The organism is Mesorhizobium sp. B2-1-1 (genome assembly GCF_006442975.2).
Taxonomy (GTDB): domain Bacteria; phylum Pseudomonadota; class Alphaproteobacteria; order Rhizobiales; family Rhizobiaceae; genus Mesorhizobium.
Window position 1 is genome coordinate 1,290,445 of sequence record NZ_CP083954.1, and the last position, 16,498, is coordinate 1,306,942.

Sequence of the window (16,498 nt, forward strand, 5' to 3'; positions counted from 1 at the left end):
CATCGTGTTCTTGCGCATGCCTTTATTCCGAAACCGCAGAACACTCGGCGGCATGCATCATGGTTTCAAGCCTTCGCACTTGCGCTGCGCGGCCACAAATTCCGCGCCGAAGGACAATTTCCTCGTTGTCGGCGTCATTGGCATCGAGCTCGCGCCAGAAAGGCGCGACATCGCTCAGCGTCATGCCGCGCCCGAGATACTCAATGGCTGCTTCGGCAACGGTACGCCGATGATAGCCGATCGCGACCGGGCATGTCACTTCGGCGCCACGTTCAAAGGGAAGCGCCGTGCGCAGCACGCGAACGTCCATCTCGACGCCTTCGGGAATCGAGCGGATGAATTCGTCGACCTGTTGCGCCGTCGGCACCAGCGTCGTCTGGTCTTCGACTCCATCTGCCACCGTGCGCGGGGCCGGTCTGATGCCGTTGACCCCCGGCGTGTTCAATCTGTCGGTCCAGCTCTTCATCGCTCGTCCTGTTCACCGCTCGCATCTATGGCATGGCGCTCCTGACACCATTCTGTCAGGAGGGTTCAGCATACTCCCTGGCGAACAGCGTCCGCATCTCGGCAAGTTCGCCGTTTCGTTCAGGATAGAGCGTCTTCAGGAAAGCCAGCGCGAAGGTGCCGGGCGCCGAACCTGGCGCGGAAACGATCTTGCCATCGGACACGGCATGCGGCACGTCCTGATAATTGTGATCGCCGGCATAGCCAGCAATGTGGCGGTTGATCCAGTCACGGCCATTGCTGGTGTGCCTCGCCTTCTCGAACATGCCGGCCCGGGCCAGCGCCAGCGTTCCAGCGCAGATACCGCCGACGACACCATCCCGCATCGCAACATCCCTGAGCAATTCCGCCACCTCGGGCGGCGCCTCGCCCGCCCATCGGTCGGAGCCAATGACGGCGATTGCATCGAGATCGGCATTTTCATCGGCGCCGGCCGAGCGGTCGGGCGTCAGCCGGAAACCGCTGATCCCGCTCACCGGCGTGCCATCGGGTGTCAGCGAAACCGCGCGGGCGCCGAACCATTCGACCGCCGAGGCCGCCAGCAGGCCATATTCCCAGTCGGCGAAGCCGTCTATGAAAAGAAGGCCGATTGTCTTCTGCTTGGGCATACGCTCGCTCCGCCCCTCGCGTGCCGGACTTATCATCTGGGCGTTGGGCGCCTACATCCAACCGCTTTGCCGAAAAATTCGTCTCAATTGTCGCGAAGGCGACGTTCGGCATACATGTCCGGCCAGCCGATATCCTTGCGAATGTCCGCCGGCAGCGAGTTGATGAACCGCTGGGTGCGGATCTCGTTGCGCATCGTACGAATCTTGCCGACATAGTGCTGCATGCCGCGCAGAATGGTGGAACCGGTCATGGCTAGTCTCCTCTCTGTGAATGAAGACAGTATCGCACACCCCTCCTGACAGCAGTCTGTCAGGAGGATGGCAGGGCCTTGATAATAGTTGCGATCGGTGCGTTATCCCTGTGAAGGTACCGTTTTCACTGCATCAGACCGCGGCCCGAAGCAGGTTTAGAAGGCCGAGATTGTTCACTAATGCAATGCTTGGTCATGATCCATTGTTCAGCGTTTGGCGACGGACTGTCAGGATACGTGGTCTCCAGCCAGGGATCCGAAGTTCTGATATGGAGGGAGAAAATTCTTCCCCAAAACAGGGAGACGACCATGAGCCTTCAACTGACAGGAATTCACCATCTGACCGCCATCACCGCCAATGCGCGTGGAAATCTTCATTTCTATACAAGGGTGCTGGGTTTGCGGCTGGTCAAGAAGACGGTGAACCAGGACGATACCTCAGCCTACCACCTCTTCTATGCCGATGGCGAAGCGACGCCGGGCACCGACCTTACTTTCTTCGACTGGCCGGTCGGCCGCGAGCGACGCGGCACCCACAGCATTGTCCGGACCAGCCTCAGGGTTGGTGGCCAGGACAGCCTTGCCTGGTGGAAGCAACACTTGACTGACGAAAATGTCGTCACGAGTGAGATTGCCGACATCGGTGGCTACGCCAGCCTGGATTTCGAGGACCCCGAGGGCCAGCGTCTGCGCCTCGTCAGCGATGACGGCAAGGGCGACAGCCGCCCCTGGGCGCAAAGCCCCGTGCCGGTCGAACACCAGATCCGCGGGCTCGGGCCGATCGTCATCAGCGTTCCCGACCTCACCAATACCGAAGCAGTGGTGACGCAAGTGATGAACATGCGCAAGGTCCGAGACTATGCCTCGCCGGAGGGCCAGGTTCAGGTCTTTGAAATGGGCGAGGGTGGGCCGGCGGCGGAATTGCACGTCCTGGTGCAGCCGGGACTGGCGCCGGCAAGGCAAGGTGCCGGTGCGGTTCATCACGTCGCCTTCAGGGCGCCGGACCAGGAGACGCTGCATCAATGGACGGCGCGGCTCGCCGAATTCCGTCTGCCGTCGAGCGGCGAGGTCGAGCGCTATTATTTCCGCTCCCTCTATTTCCGCGAGCCGAATGGCATCCTGTTCGAGATCGCCACTGACGGGCCGGGGTTCACCGCCGACGAACCGCTGGAGACGCTGGGCGAAAAGTTGGCCCTGCCGCCATTCCTGGAATCGAAGCGCGCTTCGATCGAGGCCGGCCTCAAGCCGCTGAAGTAGATCGTTCTCCGATCAAAGGCTGGCGCCGCGTTCCAGTCCGGATCGCGGCGCCTATTTTTTTCGAGCGACGAACGACGCGCTTTGACAGCCGACCGCGATGCTGGTCAAAGGCGGCATGTCGAAACTCCTCGCCCTCGTCATCCTTGGCATCATGGTCATCCAGTTGATCAAGCCGCTCGGCTGGCCGGGGCTGAAACGGCGCAGCGACTTCTGGAAGCTGGCGCTCCTGGCCATGGCGGCCATTTCGATAACGGCCGTGCTTGGACATTGGACGTAGCGCAGTTCCAGGAAGGTGTCTGGCGGTTTCCCGCCTGGAATGCGCAGGATGGAATATCGGGCCGGCACGAGCCGGCGGCAATCACTCTTCGATCACGCAGCCGACGAGGTGCTCGGCCCAGGCCCGGTAACCGGCTTCCGATGCATGAAATCCGTCCGAGGCGAAGCCGGCTTCGGGATTGGTGATCGGCAAGCGCGGCGCCGGCACCGCACCGCGTTCGAGGCAAAGACGTTTGCCCATCCGGTTCATCTCACCGGCGCGAATTTCCAGGATCTTGCCGAGCAGCGGCGGCATGGCTGGCGCTTGCGTGAACTCCAGCACAGGAGACCACACCACGCGGGCCTCAGGCCATTTAGCGCGCAGGGCGTAGAGCAGACCGCCGAACGCCCTCTTGAAGCGGGGCACGGAGTGGAAATTCTTGGTGTCGTTGGTGCCAATGGCGAGCACGATATGCGTCCACGGATCGGCCGAGAGATTGGGCAGGACGTGGTCGCGGATCTGCCCCGACGTCGCCGAATTGAACCCGGCGGCGCGCCAGCGCACGGCGCGGCCGGTTCGCTGCGAGATCAGGACGGCCAGCTGCGCGGCCAGGCCATTCTCGGATTTTTCGATGCCGACCGAGGCGGCGGAGGAATCGCCCAGCACCAGCAGCCAGACCGCCGGCTGGCCGCCGGCGATCTCATGCATGACCGGGCCTTGCGCGGGCAGCATGCGCGAGGTGCGTCGGCGTACGCCAAGCCCTTGCCAGACATAGACAGGGAAGGCGAGCCAGGTGAGGAGAGCCGGAAAGCGTCGCATCGAGCAGCAATTAACGCATGTTGCGCCGGAGGTGAACGATCCTTGCACCGGTGGCGGACGCCTTCAAGCGTCCAATGTTCGATGGGATCGCTGAATGCCTAAGCCCTGTCCGCTTGCGACCTGTTTCCATACTGGTCATGCAGCCGCACCCAGTCCATCAAGGTTCTATAAGGCCCGGTCTCGTCGCGGCCTTTCGGCGCAAGGTCGAGATATTGATAGGCGCCGATCAGCTGTTCGCTGCCGCGGGCGCGCGACATGAAGGTCAGGAAGATGTCGCCGGTCTCGTCCCGGTAGAACACGGTGGTGCCCGGCAGGTCTTTCGATTTCAGAACGGGCGTCTCGAAGTTGTAGATCGCTTCACCGGATGCGATCTGCTTGTCGGTGAACGACACCTGCATGTCGAAGTTGAAGTCCGAGGCATAGGATGAGACCCAGTCGAATTTCCAACCCATGCGCTCTCGGTAGGGCAGCAGCTCGGCGAGCGGCGCGCGTGACACCGCGACAAGCGACACGTCATGGTGTCTCAGATGCTGATTGGCACCGTCCATGTGGTCGGCGACGAACGCACAGCTTTCGCAATGATGGGTCGAGCCGGGCCCGAACACGAAATGATAGACGATCAGTTGGCTGCGGCCGGCGAACAGTTCGGCCAGGCATCTTGGACCCTGCTCGGTTTCGAAGACGTAGTCCTTTCTCACCTTCAGCCAAGGCAGTTCGCGCCGTTCCGCCGCGATGCGCTCGCGAAATCGCGTCAATTCCTTCTCGCGCGCCAGATGCGCTTTGTGTGCCCGGAACCAATCCTCGCGTGAAACGACCTTGTTGCGATGCATGAACCTCTCCCTGGCTTCATCCCAAGGACGTTCGGGACGGGCATGAGCCGACATCGCGCCGGCTGCGCTGGAGAGAAATAGGGATGGAGGCGCTTCATCCCAAGTCCGGCGGAGCGCAGCAAAACCCGGGCGCATGGCCCGGGTCCGATAGAGACGGAAAACCGTGGTCAGGCAGCCTGCTCCAGGCTCGGCTTCCATTGTCCAAGCGCCGCCAGATGGTTCATGTGGGCACGGTGGGTGAAGGCGGCCTGACCCGCGGCAACATTGGATGCCTTGCCGCTCCAGGCCTTCTGCGGGGCAGCCTGCAGGGCGCGGCCATAGGAGAAGGTCAGCTTCCACGGATGCGGGCCGATGGCGTTGATGGCGTTGAGGTTGGCGGTCGCTTCCTCGTCCTCCTGGCCGCCGGAGAGGAAGGCGATGCCCGGCACCGCCGCCGGCACGGCCTCACGGAACAGTTTTATGGTCTTTTCCGCGACCTCTTCAGGGCTGCTCACCGCGCCCGACTTCCTGCCCGCCAGCACCATGTTGGGCTTCAGGATCGTGCCCTCGAGCACCACCCGGGCCGCGTAGAGCTCGTCGTAGAGCTTCGTCAGCGTCGCCCTCGAGATTTCATAGCACGTGTCGATGTCGTGGGCGCCGTCCATCAGCACTTCCGGCTCGACGATCGGCACGATGCCGGCTTCCTGGCAAAGGGCCGCATAGCGGGCGAGCGCATGGGTGTTCGCGCTGATCGAGGTGACCGACGGCACGCCCTTTGCCTTGTCGATGTCGATCACGGCACGCCATTTGGCGAAGCGGGCGCCGAGCTTGTAATAGTCGGCGAGCCGCTCGCGCAGGCCGTCGAGGCCCTCGGTGACCGTGTCGCCGGGAAAGCCGGCCAGGGGCTTGGCGCCGGCATCGACCTTGATTCCGGGGATGGTGCCTGAAGCCTTGATGATATCGACCAGCGGCGTGCCATCGGCCGCTTTCTGCCGAATAGTCTCGTCGTAAAGGATGACGCCGGAAATATACCTGGTCATGGCATCGCTGGTGCGGAACATCATCTCGCGGTAGTCGCGCCGGCTGTCCGCAGTCGATTCGACGCCGATGACGTCGAAGCGCTTCTTGATGGTGCCCGAGCTTTCGTCGGCGGCCAGCAGGCCCTTGCCGTTGGCCACCATCGCGGCGGCAATGTCTTCAAGACGTTCGCTCATCGTGCTTCTCCTTGACGGTGTTGTTCTGCGCCTGACAGAACACTACCGCCAAAGGAATGACGCCGGAAAGCTCCAATCGATCGAAAGTCCCGGCAACGCCGCGCGCTCGCCTCGAGTTGATCGTCTCAATGCTTGAGCACGTCGACGCCCGGCAGCGGCTTGCCTTCCATCCATTCGAGGAAGGCGCCGCCGGCAGTCGAGACATAGGTGAAATCGTCGGCAACCCCGGCCTGGTTGAGCGCCGCCACGGTATCGCCGCCACCGGCCACCGAAACCAGCTTGCCGGCCTTGGTGCGCGCCGCCGCATGCCTGGCTGCCGCCATCGTCGCGCGATCGAAGGGTTCGATCTCGAACGCGCCGAGCGGCCCGTTCCAGACCAAGGTCGCGGCACGGTCGATCCAGTCGGCAACGGCCCTCACGGTCTTTTCGCCGACATCGAGGATCATGCCATCCGCAGGCACGTCGGCGATGGCCACGGTTTCGCTGGCCGCGCCCCCCTTGAATTCCTTCGCCACGACGCCGTCGACGGGCAGGATGATGGCGCAGCCGGCCTCGGCCGCCTCGATCATGATCTGCTTGGCGGTAGCGGCGAGGTCGTGCTCGCACAGCGACTTGCCGACATCGGTGCCGCGTGCGGCGAGAAAGGTGTTGGCCATGCCGCCGCCGATGACCAGCGCGTCGACTTTCTTGACCAGGTTCATCAGCAGGTCGATCTTGGTCGAGACCTTGGCGCCGCCGACGATGGCGACCACCGGGCGAACAGGATTTCCAAGGCCCTTCTCCAGCGCTTCCAGTTCGGCTTGCATGGTGCGGCCGGCAAAGGCTGGCAACAGATGCGCCAGTCCCTCGGTCGAGGAATGCGCCCGGTGGGCAGCGGAGAAGGCGTCGTTGACGAAGATATCGCCATTGGCGGCGAGCCGTTCGGTGAAGGCCGGGTCGTTCTTCTCCTCGGCCTTGTAGAAGCGGGTGTTCTCGAGCAGCAGCACGTCGCCCTTGTTCATGGCGGCGACCGCACTTCCCGCCGTGTCGCCGACGCAGTCGCCGGCAAAGCCCACGGGACGGCCAAGCACCTCGGCCGTCGCCCTGGCGATCGGCTCCAGCGAGAATTCCGGCGAGGGACCGTCCTTGGGCCGGCCGAAATGGGCGAGCAGGATGACCTTGGCGCCCTTGCCTGACAATTCAGCGATGGTCGGCGCGATGCGTTCGATGCGGGTCGTGTCGGTGACCTTGCCGTCAGCGACGGGAACGTTGAGGTCGACGCGCACCAGCACGCGCTTGCCATTGATGTTGCCGATATCGTCCAGTGTCTTGAAGCTGGCCATGCTGGTTCCTTTCGCTGAGAAATCGCCGGGACCATACCCCGCACCGACGACGATGCAAGACTTGGCTGGGGAGGGCGCGAAATTTTCAAGGCGAAGGCGAAGGCGAGGGCGTTGACGTCGCGAAGCGTCAGGGCAGGCGGATGAGGGGGGGCCGCAAAGGGTCGCCGTTGTCAGCTCTCGGTCGTCGCCTTTTCCGCCGCCGGCTCCGGTTTCTCGTCCGCGTGTGCCTCTGCGATCGGTGGTTCCACCGGCTTGCGCCAGGTCTGGACGAAGGCCTTGATCCGGTCGGCGATCTCGCCGGCGCTGAGGAAGACCGGTACCCGCGCAACGGGCGCGGTCGGTTCGAAGGAGAGGCCCAGGCCTGTGATCCTGCCTTTGTCATCGACATCGCGCACGATCAGCTCGATCGGGCCGATCAGCACGCGGTCAGCATATTCGGCATGGCCGCCGAGCCGCGCCGTGACCAGGGCGCCGACGGTGAGCTTCTGTTCCGCCTCGCTCAGGCCCGGCGCGTATGCGGCTTCCAGTTCGGCAGCGGAACGCGCCGGATCGACGGCGAAGGCGCCGAAGAAATCGGCGTCCTCGGGGTCGACGACGGCGCGGCTGGCGAACAGCTTGTCGAGCAGGCGTGGATAGCGGTCCGGCACGAAGATGTAGACCTGGTCGCCGGCGGCAAGCCTGCCCATGTCCTGGAAACGCATCGAGCGTCCGTCGCGCAACACCAGCGAGGGCCGCGCCCAGCGAGGGATGCGCTCGCCGCGCGCCACCGGGCTGCCCGGCGCGACGCGGTAGGCGAGGAGCTCGTGATGGGCCGAGCCCGGCAGTTCGAGCTCGACCTTGTCCAGAGGTCCGAGCCGCGCCGGCACGATCAGGCCGAGACGGCGCGCCAGCGGACCAACGGTCCAGCCCTGGATGACGAGCGACACCAGGACGATGATGAAGGCGGCGTTGAAGATGGTGCGGCCATTCTCCAGCCCGCCGAGCAAGGGAGTGATGGCAAGCAGGATCGAGACGGCGCCGCGCAGGCCGACCCAGGAAACGAAGGCGACTTCGGGGCGCGGCAGACGAAACGGGACCAGGCAAAGCCAGACCGCGATCGGCCGGGCGACGAACATCAGGAACAGGCCAAGCAGCACCGCCGGCACCATGATCGCCGGGAATTGCGAGGGCGTCGCGAACAGGCCGAGGATCAGGAACATGATGATCTGCGCCAGCCAGGACATGCCGTCCTGGAAGCGCTTGAGGATGGTGACGGCGCGGATGTCGGAATTACCCGCGATGAGACCGGCAAGATAGACCGCCAGGAAACCGGAGCCGCCGATGGCGCCGGCGGCGGCGAAGACCATCAGCGATAGGGTCAGCACGAAGATCGGCAGCAGGCCATGGTCGAGATTGAGCCGGTCGACGAGGCGCACGATGGCGAGGCCCCCCAGCACGCCGACAATGGCGCCCAGGCCCATGTTAATGAGGAAGCCGAGGACGAGGTTGGTGACCAGGACATTGGCCTCGGGGTCGGCATGGGCGGCTATGATCTCGACCAGGGTGATGGTCAGGAAGATGGCGATCGGATCGTTGGTGCCGGACTCCACCTCCAGCGTGGAGCGCACGCGCTCGCGCAGATTGATCTCGCCGGCGCGCAAAAGGAAGAACACGGCGGCCGCGTCGGTGGAGGCGACGGCGGCACCGAGCAGGAAGGATTCCAGCCAGGTGAGATCGAGCATATAGTAGGCGGCGGCGCCGAACAGGCCAGTGGTGAGGATCACGCCGAATGTGGCCAGAGACAGCGCCGGCCCGGCTGCCTGCCGCAAGGCATTGAGAGGCGTGCCGAAGCCGGAATCGAACAGGATCACCGCCAGCGCCAGTGAGCCGGCAAAATAGGCGATGCGGGCATTGTCGAACTCGATGCCGAGGCCATCGGTCCCGGTGGCGAGCCCGATGCAGAGAAACAGAAGCAGCAGCGGTGCGCCGAAGCGGAAGGCGATCAGGCTCGAAAACGCGGCGACGACGACAAGCGCGGTGCCCACCAGCGTGACGAGATAGATCGCATGCTCCATCCGTGACTTGTCCCCTGCCTCTTCTCTCGATTCAAGGAAGAGTGGGGCGAAGGCATGGCCGGCGCAAGGCGGGAGAGCGGTTTTTTGGGCCGAAGCCCCACAACTTCATCGTCCTTGGGCTTAGCAGGAGCGAAGCGACGCGTTGCCGAGCACTCCGACGAAAACGCCCGGACGAAACCGGGCGTTTCAAGTCTCTGGAAGATGGGCCCGCGATCAGGCGATGGTCTTGCCGAAGGCGACCGCGGTATCGCCCATGCGATTGGAGAAGCCCCATTCATTGTCGTACCAGGACAGCACCGAAACGAAGTTGCCGTCCATCACCTTGGTCTGGTCGAGCGCCACGATCGAGGAGTGCGGGTCGTGGTTGAAGTCGATCGACACGTTCGGATGATGGGTAACCGACAGGATGCCCTTGAGCTTGCCATTGGAGGCGGCGATCACCGCCTCGTTGATCTCCTGCGCCGACGTCGAGCGCTTGGCGATGAACTTGAAGTCGACGAGCGAGACGTTCGGCGTCGGCACGCGGATCGAGATGCCGTCGAGCTTGCCCTTGAGCTCGGGCAGCACCAGGCCGATGGCCTTGGCGGCACCGGTCGAGGTCGGGATCTGCGAGAGTGCCGCGGCGCGGGCGCGGTAGAGATCCTTGTGCATGGTGTCCAGCGTCGGCTGGTCGCCGGTGTAGGAATGGATCGTCGTCATCATGCCCTTTTCGATGCCGACCGTCTCGTGCAGGACTGCGGCCAGCGGCGCCAGGCAATTGGTGGTGCAGGACGCGTTCGAGATGACGATGTGGTCCTTGTTCAGCTTGTCGTGATTGATGCCGTAGACGACGGTGAGGTCGGCGCCTTCACCGGGCGCCGAAACGAGGACGCGCTTGGCGCCGGCGGTCAGGTGTGCGGCTGCCTTGTCGCGGGCGGTGAAGATGCCGGTGCATTCGAGCGCGATGTCGACGCCGAGCTCCTTCCACGGCAGCTGGGTCGGATCCTTGATCGCGGTGACCTTGAACGTCTCCTTGCCGACGGTGATCTGGTCGCCGGAAACCGATACTTCGTGCGGGAAGCGGCCGTGTACGCTGTCGTAGCGCAGGAGGTGGGCGTTGGTTTCAACCGGGCCGAGGTCGTTGACGGCGACGACGTCGATGTCCTTGCGGCCGGATTCATGGATGGCGCGCAGGATGTTGCGGCCGATGCGGCCGAATCCGTTGATGGCAACTCTGACGGTCATTTTTCTCTCCTTGGGAGCTGGAGGGCAGACGATTGGTCCGCAGCTTCATAGCGGCGGAAGCGGAAAGAATCCAGCCGCGGCGACGTGGATTTAAATCGATTAGGTCAGTCCGGCGGAACCGCTGTACGCGGTTTCGCCGAGCGTTCTTGTTTCATACATGTCGCTGTCCCAAAATCGAGATACACTTTTGGGCAACAAGCAGGCCTTACTTGCCATGCAGGCGGGCTTCCGCCGCCTTGGCGGCCGCCTCGGCGGTGATGCCGAAATGCGGATAGAGCTGCTCGATCGTTCCCGAGGCGCCGAAGCCGGTCATGCCGATGAAGATGCCATCGGAGCCGATGAGGTGATCCCAGCCCTGGCGGATGCCGGCTTCGATCGCCATCTTCACCTTCGCATTGCCGATCGTCTTGCGGCGGTAGTCCTCGCTCTGCTTATCGAACAGTTCGAAGCAAGGAACCGAGACGACGCGGGTCGGATGGCCGTGCTTCTCCAGGAGGTCGCGGGCGCCGAGCGCGATCTCGACTTCCGAACCCGTGGCGAAGATCGTCACCGCGGCTTCGCCGCTGGCGGCGGCGAGCTCATAGGCGCCCTGGCTGCTCAGGTTCTTCTCTGTGAATTCGGTGCGCACGGTCGGCAGGTTCTGTCGGGTCAGCGCCAGCGTTGACGGCGTCTTTTCCGATTCAAGGGCCAACTGCCAGCATTCGGCGGTCTCGACCGCGTCCGCCGGACGGAACACGTTGTGGTTGGGGATGGCGCGCAGTGCCGCCACATGCTCGACCGGCTGATGGGTCGGGCCGTCTTCGCCGAGACCGATGGAGTCATGGGTCATGACGAAGATCGAGCGGATGCCCATCAGCGAGGCCAGCCGCATCGAGGGGCGGGCATAGTCTGAGAAGCACAGGAAAGTGCCGCCATAGGCGATCAGGCCGCCATGCAGCGTCAGCCCGTTGATGGCGGCAGCCATGCCGTGTTCGCGGATGCCGTAGTGGACATAGCGCTGGCCGTAGTCGTCCGGGGTGATGTTCTTGGTCTGGCTGGTCTTGGTGTTGTTGGAGCCGGTGAGATCGGCCGAGCCGCCGATGGTTTCGGGCACGGCGCCGTTGATGACTTCCAGCGCCATTTCGGAAGATTTGCGGGTGGCGACCTTCGGCTTGTCGGCGGAGAGCTTCTTTTTGTAGTCGGCAATGACGGCGTCGAAGTTGGACGGCAGCTTGCCGGCAACGCGGCGCTCGAACTCTGCCCTGAGCTTGGCGTCGGCCTTGGCGAGGCGACCTTCCCAGTCGGCGCGCGCCTCGGCGCCGGCCGTGCCGGCCGTGCGCCAGGCATCGAGGATGTCGGCTGGAACCTCGAAGGGGGGTGACTCCCAGTTGAAGAACTTGCGCGCGCCGGCGATCTCGTCGGCGCCGAGGGGCGAGCCGTGCGCCTTGTTGGTGCCGGCCTTGGTCGGGGCGCCGAAGCCGATGGTCGTCTTGCAGGCGATCATCGTCGGCTTGTCGGAATGGCGGGCGGCTTCGATCGCATAGGCGATGGCTTCCGGATCCGTGCCGTCGATGTGGCTGGCGTTCCAACCGGAAGCCTGGAAGCGCGCGACCTGGTCGGTATTGTCAGCCAGCGACACCGGGCCGTCGATCGAGATGTTGTTGTTGTCCCAGAACACGATCAGCTTGTTGAGCTTGAGGTGCCCGGCAAGCGCGATCGCCTCCTGGGAGACACCTTCCATCAGGCAGCCGTCGCCGGCCAGCACATAGGTGTAGTGGCTGACGAGGTCGTTGCCGAAGGCGGCGTTCATGATGCGCTCGCCGAGCGCGAACCCGACAGAATTGGCAAGGCCCTGGCCGAGCGGGCCGGTGGTCGTTTCGATGCCGGCGGCGTGGCCATATTCGGGATGGCCGGCGGTTTTCGAGCCCAACTGGCGGAAGTGCTTGATCTGGTCGATCGTCATGTCTTCGTAGCCGGTCAGGTAGAGCAGCGAGTAGAGCAGCATCGAGCCATGGCCGGCCGACAGGATGAAGCGGTCGCGGTCGGCCCAATGCGGCGCCTTGGCGTCGAATTTCAGGAAACGGGTGAACAGCACCGTGGCAATGTCGGCGCAGCCCATGGGCAGGCCGGGATGGCCGGAGTTCGCCTTCTCGACCGCGTCCATGGAGAGAAAGCGGATCGCATTGGCCATCCGGTCATGTTGTTCACGCGACGTCATGGTTCCTCCGGGGTGGGGTTTGGGGCCTTGGGAGAGCCCTTGAAAAGCGTGCGCGACACATAGCAGGCGCGCACTTTTAGTCAACAAACCGGTGCGCATTTGCCGGCCTTGTGATGCCGCGGGCAGGCCTATATTAGCGTTAGCAGGGGACAGTCGCGAGAGCTTTGTTGACGTCGCCTTCACCCGGTGCCTAATGTTTCAGAGATAACGCGTTCTGAACGCGAGCGATTCGGTGATGGGCAGGGCACAGGACGAGGCCATGACCGGGGAAACGACACTCAAGGAAGTCATCGCAAGGCTGGGCAAGGCCATGGAAGGCCTGGAAAACGCCGTCGCGGCCAAGCTCGAGCATGAGCGCGATTATTCGGAAGCCGAGGCCGAGGTGCAGCGGATGAATGCCGACCGCTCGCGGCTGGCGCAGGAGCTCGACAGTTCCGAGGCGCGCGCCGAGCGGCTGGAGGATGCCAACAAGGAAGTGTCGCGACGACTGGTGACCGCCATGGAAACCATCCGCGCTGTGTTGGATAGGTAGGCTGATGGCACAGGTCACGGTTTCCATCGACGGCAAGCAGTATCGGATGGCCTGCGACGAAGGCCAGGAAGAGCATCTGATCGATCTCGCCGAGCGTTTCGACCGCTACGTCTCGCATCTGAAGGATTCATTCGGCGAGATCGGCGACCAGCGGCTGACGGTCATGGCCGGCATCATGGTCATGGATGAACTCTCGGAGCTGCAGAAGCGCGTCAAGGGCATGGAAAGCGAAGTGCTGACCTTGCGCAAGACCCGCGACGAGGCGCTGACCAAGGCCGACAAGAGCGACAGCGTGCTGACCAACGCGCTTGGCGCGCTGGCGCAGCGCATGGAAGATCTTGCGGCGACGCTGGCCGTCAACAAGGCATAAGCGGTCTCCTCGGAAATTCCTGCCGAACTTGGCGGCAAGAAGAGAAATTTTTTCGCGAGCGCGACGGGCGCCTGTGGCTTTAGGCATTTGTGGGTTGCCGCCGAGGTGTTAAAAAGATTTGAGCGCTCGCCAGCCGTTGCCGGCAATATTTCAAGGGTAGGGAAACAACATGAGCCTTCGCATCAACGATATCGCCCCGGATTTCACCGCCGAGACCACGCAAGGACCGATCAGCTTTCACCAGTGGATCGGTGACGGCTGGGCGGTGCTGTTCAGCCACCCGAAGAATTTCACTCCCGTCTGCACGACCGAGTTGGGCACGATGGCGGGGCTCGAGGGCGAGTTCAAGAAGCGCAATGTCAAGATCATCGGCATTTCGGTCGATCCGGTCGAAAGCCACGGCAAATGGCAGGACGATATCAAAACGGCGACCGGCCATTCGGTGAACTATCCGCTGATCGGCGACAAGGATCTCAAGGTCGCCAAGCTTTACGACATGCTGCCTGCTGGTGCCGGCGAGACCTCGGAAGGCCGCACGCCCGCCGACAATGCCACCGTGCGTTCGGTCTATGTCATCGGGCCCGACAAGAAGATCAAGCTGGTGCTGACCTATCCGATGACCACGGGCCGCAACTTTGACGAGATCCTGCGCGCGGTCGATTCCATGCAGCTGACCGCCAAGCACCAGGTGGCGACGCCGGCGAACTGGAAACAGGGCGAGGACGTCATCATCACCGCGGCCGTTTCCAACGAGGACGCCATCAAGCGCTTCGGCGCCTACGAGACCATCCTGCCCTATCTCAGGAAGACCAAGCAGCCTTCCGCGTAGACCATCTCTTTGTTTTTGCGCAGTTCCCTGGGCGAAGCGCTATGCGCTTTTCCCGGGAAACCGCTTGGAATTGCTCCAGTTGCCTGGCCGGCATTTTTCGACTTCCGTCGCTTTTCTGGCAAGGCGTGCTTGACGGCAGGGCCCCGCTAGACAAGCATGCTCTTATGTTGCTCTGGCAGAGAAAATCATTCCTGTCTGGCTAACGGAGGGGACGTCGGATTGGACATAGGTTCGGCAAAGCCTAAGGTCACCGGTTTCCACGACAAGCCGACCGGCGCCATCCAGTATGTCGTCGCCGACCGGGTGACGAAGCGGTGTGCCATAATCGATCCGGTCCTCGACTTCGACGAGAAGTCCGGCGCAGTTTCGACAGCCAATGCCGATGCGCTGCTGGATTTCGTCAGGGCGGAGGGACTGAGCGTCGAATGGATTCTCGACACCCATCCGCATGCCGATCATTTCTCGGCCGCGCAGTACCTGAAGCAAAGGACCGCGGCGCCGACGGCGATCGGCGAGAGGATCGTCGAGGTCCAGAAATTGTGGAAGGCGATCTATAACTGGCCGGATTTCCCCGCCGACGGCTCGCAGTGGGACCGGCTGTTCGGCGACGGCGAGGTTTTTCGGGTGGGAACGCTTCCAGCAAGGGTGCTTTTCTCGCCCGGGCACACGCTGGCGTCGATCACCTATGTGATCGGGGATGCAGCCTTTGTTCACGACACGCTGTTCATGCCCGACAGCGGCACGGCAAGGACGGATTTTCCCGGCGGCAGCGCCGCGCGCCTGTGGCACTCGATCCAGGGCATTCTGGCCCTGCCGGAGGACACGCGCGTCTTTGTCGGCCATGATTATCAGCCCGGCGGGCGCCAGGCGTTATGGGAGAGCACGGTTGCCGCGCAGAAAGCCGAGAACATACATCTTGCCGCCGCGCGCGGCGAGGCCGAATTCGTTGCCCTGCGCGAGGCGCGCGACCGGACATTGCCGATGCCGAGGCTGATCCTGCATGCGCTGCAGGTCAACATGAATGGCGGACGCCTGCCGGAACCGGAAGCCAATGGCCGACGGTATCTGAAATTTCCGCTGGATGGGCTTTGAAGCAATCACGGCACCCGCTGCGGTATACGAAAAAGGCGGCGCCAGTCTCCTGACGCCGCCTTTTTATCTTGTTGCCGATGCCGGCTTTAAGCCGCCGGCTGCGCCTCGATGGTACGCAGCGCCTGGGTCTGGCGCTTGGCGGCGGCCTTGACCGCATCCTGTACCTTCTCGAAAGCGCGCACTTCGATCTGGCGCACGCGCTCGCGGCTGATGTCGAACTCAGCCGACAGTTCTTCCAAGGTCAGCGGCTCATCAGCGAGGCGGCGCGCCTCGAAGATGCGCCGTTCGCGTTCGTTGAGCACCGCAAGAGCACCCGACAGCATGCCGCGCCGGTTTTCCAGCTCGTCCTGCTCGATCAGCATCTCTTCCTGGCTTTCGTGGTCGTCGACCAGCCAGTCCTGCCATTCGCCGGACTCGCCTTCCGTCGCCCGGATCGGCGCGTTGAGTGAGGCGTCGCCCGACAGGCGGCGGTTCATCGACACGACTTCCGCTTCCGAGACGTTCAGCCGCGTGGCGATTTCGGCGATCTGGTCGGGCTTGAGGTCGCCGTCGTCAAGCGCCTGGATCTTGCCCTTCACCTTGCGCAGGTTGAAGAACAGACGCTTCTGGTTGGCGGTCGTGCCCATCTTGACCAGGCTCCACGAGCGCAGGATGTATTCCTGGATCGAGGCCTTGATCCACCACATGGCGTAGGTCGCGAGGCGGAAGCCACGCTCTGGCTCGAATTTCTTGACGGCCTGCATCAGGCCGACATTGCCTTCCGAGATCACTTCGCCAATCGGCAGGCCGTAGCCGCGATAGCCCATGGCGATCTTGGCGACGAGCCGCAAATGGCTGGTGACGAGCTTGTGCGCTGCGGAAGTGTCCTCATGCTCGGCATAACGCTTGGCGAGCATGTACTCTTCCTGCGGCTGAAGCATCGGAAAGCGGCGGATCTCTTCCAGGTAGCGGCTGAGGCCGCCTTCGCCGGAAACGATACTGGGTAGTGACTGGGCCATGATAGCGCCCCCTCTCTATTGGAGTGATGCCCCCGAAACGCGGCGGGCATGTGACGCGAGCACCAAAGGCTCGCTCGCGACATCAGATATATACAGGAACAAAACCAGAAAAGACAGGCATTTGTTCAACACGAAACAGTGTGTCACGCTGAAGTGAACAAC

Annotated in this window: 17 protein-coding genes; 6 read left to right on the forward strand and 11 right to left on the reverse strand. The window is 63.2% G+C overall.

Features of this window, described 5'->3' with window-relative positions:
• Positions 1–22: 22 nt before the first annotated feature.
• The 3 genes from FJ972_RS06290 to FJ972_RS06300 form a co-directional block, all read right to left on the reverse strand.
• Positions 23–466 (reverse strand): hypothetical protein, encoded by a 444-nt coding sequence (locus tag FJ972_RS06290; RefSeq protein ID WP_224655904.1) that lies wholly within the window; start codon positions 464–466, stop codon positions 23–25.
• Positions 467–521: 55 nt separating this feature from the next.
• Complete coding sequence (locus FJ972_RS06295) at positions 522–1,112, reverse strand: DJ-1/PfpI family protein (protein ID WP_140525462.1); 591 nt, start codon at positions 1,110–1,112, stop codon at positions 522–524.
• A gap of 83 nt (positions 1,113–1,195) precedes the next feature.
• Positions 1,196–1,363, reverse strand: a complete 168-nt coding sequence (locus FJ972_RS06300; protein WP_140500534.1) for a hypothetical protein — start codon at positions 1,361–1,363, stop codon at positions 1,196–1,198.
• A 309-nt stretch (positions 1,364–1,672) separates the two neighbouring features.
• Here FJ972_RS06300 and FJ972_RS06305 point away from each other — a divergent pair, with 309 nt between their 5' ends.
• Together FJ972_RS06305 and FJ972_RS06310 are read left to right on the forward strand one after the other, a co-directional pair.
• On the forward strand, positions 1,673–2,620 hold the full coding sequence (locus tag FJ972_RS06305; protein WP_140525463.1) for a ring-cleaving dioxygenase: 948 nt from the start codon (positions 1,673–1,675) through the stop codon (positions 2,618–2,620).
• A gap of 97 nt (positions 2,621–2,717) precedes the next feature.
• Positions 2,718–2,897, forward strand: a complete 180-nt coding sequence (locus tag FJ972_RS06310; RefSeq protein ID WP_181165425.1) for a hypothetical protein — start codon at positions 2,718–2,720, stop codon at positions 2,895–2,897.
• Positions 2,898–2,978: 81 nt separating this feature from the next.
• Here FJ972_RS06310 and FJ972_RS06315 read toward each other — a convergent pair whose 3' ends face one another.
• The 7 genes from FJ972_RS06315 to tkt form a co-directional block, all read right to left on the reverse strand.
• A complete protein-coding gene (locus FJ972_RS06315) occupies positions 2,979–3,695 on the reverse strand; it encodes an SGNH/GDSL hydrolase family protein (protein ID WP_140500537.1) in 717 nt (238 codons plus the stop codon).
• A 98-nt stretch (positions 3,696–3,793) separates the two neighbouring features.
• Positions 3,794–4,525, reverse strand: a complete 732-nt coding sequence (locus FJ972_RS06320) for a DUF899 domain-containing protein (protein WP_140517874.1) — start codon at positions 4,523–4,525, stop codon at positions 3,794–3,796.
• 167 nt (positions 4,526–4,692) lie between these two features.
• Complete coding sequence (locus FJ972_RS06325; RefSeq protein WP_140525464.1) at positions 4,693–5,718, reverse strand: class I fructose-bisphosphate aldolase; 1,026 nt, start codon at positions 5,716–5,718, stop codon at positions 4,693–4,695.
• A 125-nt stretch (positions 5,719–5,843) separates the two neighbouring features.
• Positions 5,844–7,040 (reverse strand): phosphoglycerate kinase, encoded by a 1,197-nt coding sequence (locus FJ972_RS06330; protein ID WP_140500542.1) that lies wholly within the window; start codon positions 7,038–7,040, stop codon positions 5,844–5,846.
• A 170-nt stretch (positions 7,041–7,210) separates the two neighbouring features.
• Positions 7,211–9,094, reverse strand: coding sequence for a potassium/proton antiporter (locus FJ972_RS06335; protein WP_140500544.1), 1,884 nt, complete (start codon positions 9,092–9,094; stop codon positions 7,211–7,213).
• Positions 9,095–9,307: 213 nt separating this feature from the next.
• Positions 9,308–10,318, reverse strand: coding sequence for a type I glyceraldehyde-3-phosphate dehydrogenase (gene gap / locus FJ972_RS06340; protein ID WP_140500546.1), 1,011 nt, complete (start codon positions 10,316–10,318; stop codon positions 9,308–9,310).
• Positions 10,319–10,523: 205 nt separating this feature from the next.
• The gene (gene tkt / locus FJ972_RS06345; RefSeq protein WP_140525465.1) at positions 10,524–12,515 is read right to left on the reverse strand and encodes a transketolase; all 1,992 of its coding nucleotides are present in this window, start codon (positions 12,513–12,515) and stop codon (positions 10,524–10,526) included.
• A gap of 259 nt (positions 12,516–12,774) precedes the next feature.
• Here tkt and FJ972_RS06350 point away from each other — a divergent pair, with 259 nt between their 5' ends.
• From FJ972_RS06350 to FJ972_RS06365, 4 genes are all read left to right on the forward strand, one after another.
• Positions 12,775–13,047 carry a DUF4164 domain-containing protein gene (locus tag FJ972_RS06350; RefSeq protein ID WP_140500550.1) on the forward strand — a complete coding sequence of 91 codons (273 nt, stop codon included), beginning with the start codon at positions 12,775–12,777 and terminating at the stop codon, positions 13,045–13,047.
• 4 nt (positions 13,048–13,051) lie between these two features.
• Positions 13,052–13,417, forward strand: a complete 366-nt coding sequence (locus FJ972_RS06355; protein ID WP_140500552.1) for a cell division protein ZapA — start codon at positions 13,052–13,054, stop codon at positions 13,415–13,417.
• Positions 13,418–13,586: 169 nt separating this feature from the next.
• Positions 13,587–14,246 (forward strand): peroxiredoxin, encoded by a 660-nt coding sequence (locus FJ972_RS06360; protein ID WP_140500553.1) that lies wholly within the window; start codon positions 13,587–13,589, stop codon positions 14,244–14,246.
• Between the two features lie 219 nt (positions 14,247–14,465).
• On the forward strand, positions 14,466–15,338 hold the full coding sequence (locus FJ972_RS06365) for an MBL fold metallo-hydrolase (RefSeq protein ID WP_140525466.1): 873 nt from the start codon (positions 14,466–14,468) through the stop codon (positions 15,336–15,338).
• Between the two features lie 86 nt (positions 15,339–15,424).
• Here the strand turns inward: FJ972_RS06365 and rpoH are convergent, their stop codons facing one another.
• Positions 15,425–16,336 (reverse strand): RNA polymerase sigma factor RpoH, encoded by a 912-nt coding sequence (gene rpoH / locus FJ972_RS06370; RefSeq protein WP_027023478.1) that lies wholly within the window; start codon positions 16,334–16,336, stop codon positions 15,425–15,427.
• Positions 16,337–16,498 lie beyond the last annotated feature (162 nt).

What these genes read in the sequence shown, in the direction of transcription:
- FJ972_RS06290 (WP_224655904.1), bottom strand. Translation starts at nt 466, where the DNA reads ATGAAGAGCTGGACCGACAGATTGAACACGCCGGGGGTCAACGGCATC.
- FJ972_RS06295 (WP_140525462.1), bottom strand. Translation starts at nt 1,112, where the DNA reads ATGCCCAAGCAGAAGACAATCGGCCTTCTTTTCATAGACGGCTTCGCC.
- FJ972_RS06300 (WP_140500534.1), bottom strand. Translation starts at nt 1,363, where the DNA reads ATGACCGGTTCCACCATTCTGCGCGGCATGCAGCACTATGTCGGCAAG.
- FJ972_RS06305 (WP_140525463.1), top strand. Translation starts at nt 1,673, where the DNA reads ATGAGCCTTCAACTGACAGGAATTCACCATCTGACCGCCATCACCGCC.
- FJ972_RS06310 (WP_181165425.1), top strand. Translation starts at nt 2,718, where the DNA reads ATGCTGGTCAAAGGCGGCATGTCGAAACTCCTCGCCCTCGTCATCCTT.
- FJ972_RS06315 (WP_140500537.1), bottom strand. Translation starts at nt 3,695, where the DNA reads ATGCGACGCTTTCCGGCTCTCCTCACCTGGCTCGCCTTCCCTGTCTAT.
- FJ972_RS06320 (WP_140517874.1), bottom strand. Translation starts at nt 4,525, where the DNA reads ATGCATCGCAACAAGGTCGTTTCACGCGAGGATTGGTTCCGGGCACAC.
- FJ972_RS06325 (WP_140525464.1), bottom strand. Translation starts at nt 5,718, where the DNA reads ATGAGCGAACGTCTTGAAGACATTGCCGCCGCGATGGTGGCCAACGGC.
- FJ972_RS06330 (WP_140500542.1), bottom strand. Translation starts at nt 7,040, where the DNA reads ATGGCCAGCTTCAAGACACTGGACGATATCGGCAACATCAATGGCAAG.
- FJ972_RS06335 (WP_140500544.1), bottom strand. Translation starts at nt 9,094, where the DNA reads ATGGAGCATGCGATCTATCTCGTCACGCTGGTGGGCACCGCGCTTGTC.
- gap (WP_140500546.1), bottom strand. Translation starts at nt 10,318, where the DNA reads ATGACCGTCAGAGTTGCCATCAACGGATTCGGCCGCATCGGCCGCAAC.
- tkt (WP_140525465.1), bottom strand. Translation starts at nt 12,515, where the DNA reads ATGACGTCGCGTGAACAACATGACCGGATGGCCAATGCGATCCGCTTT.
- FJ972_RS06350 (WP_140500550.1), top strand. Translation starts at nt 12,775, where the DNA reads ATGACCGGGGAAACGACACTCAAGGAAGTCATCGCAAGGCTGGGCAAG.
- FJ972_RS06355 (WP_140500552.1), top strand. Translation starts at nt 13,052, where the DNA reads ATGGCACAGGTCACGGTTTCCATCGACGGCAAGCAGTATCGGATGGCC.
- FJ972_RS06360 (WP_140500553.1), top strand. Translation starts at nt 13,587, where the DNA reads ATGAGCCTTCGCATCAACGATATCGCCCCGGATTTCACCGCCGAGACC.
- rpoH (WP_027023478.1), bottom strand. Translation starts at nt 16,336, where the DNA reads ATGGCCCAGTCACTACCCAGTATCGTTTCCGGCGAAGGCGGCCTCAGC.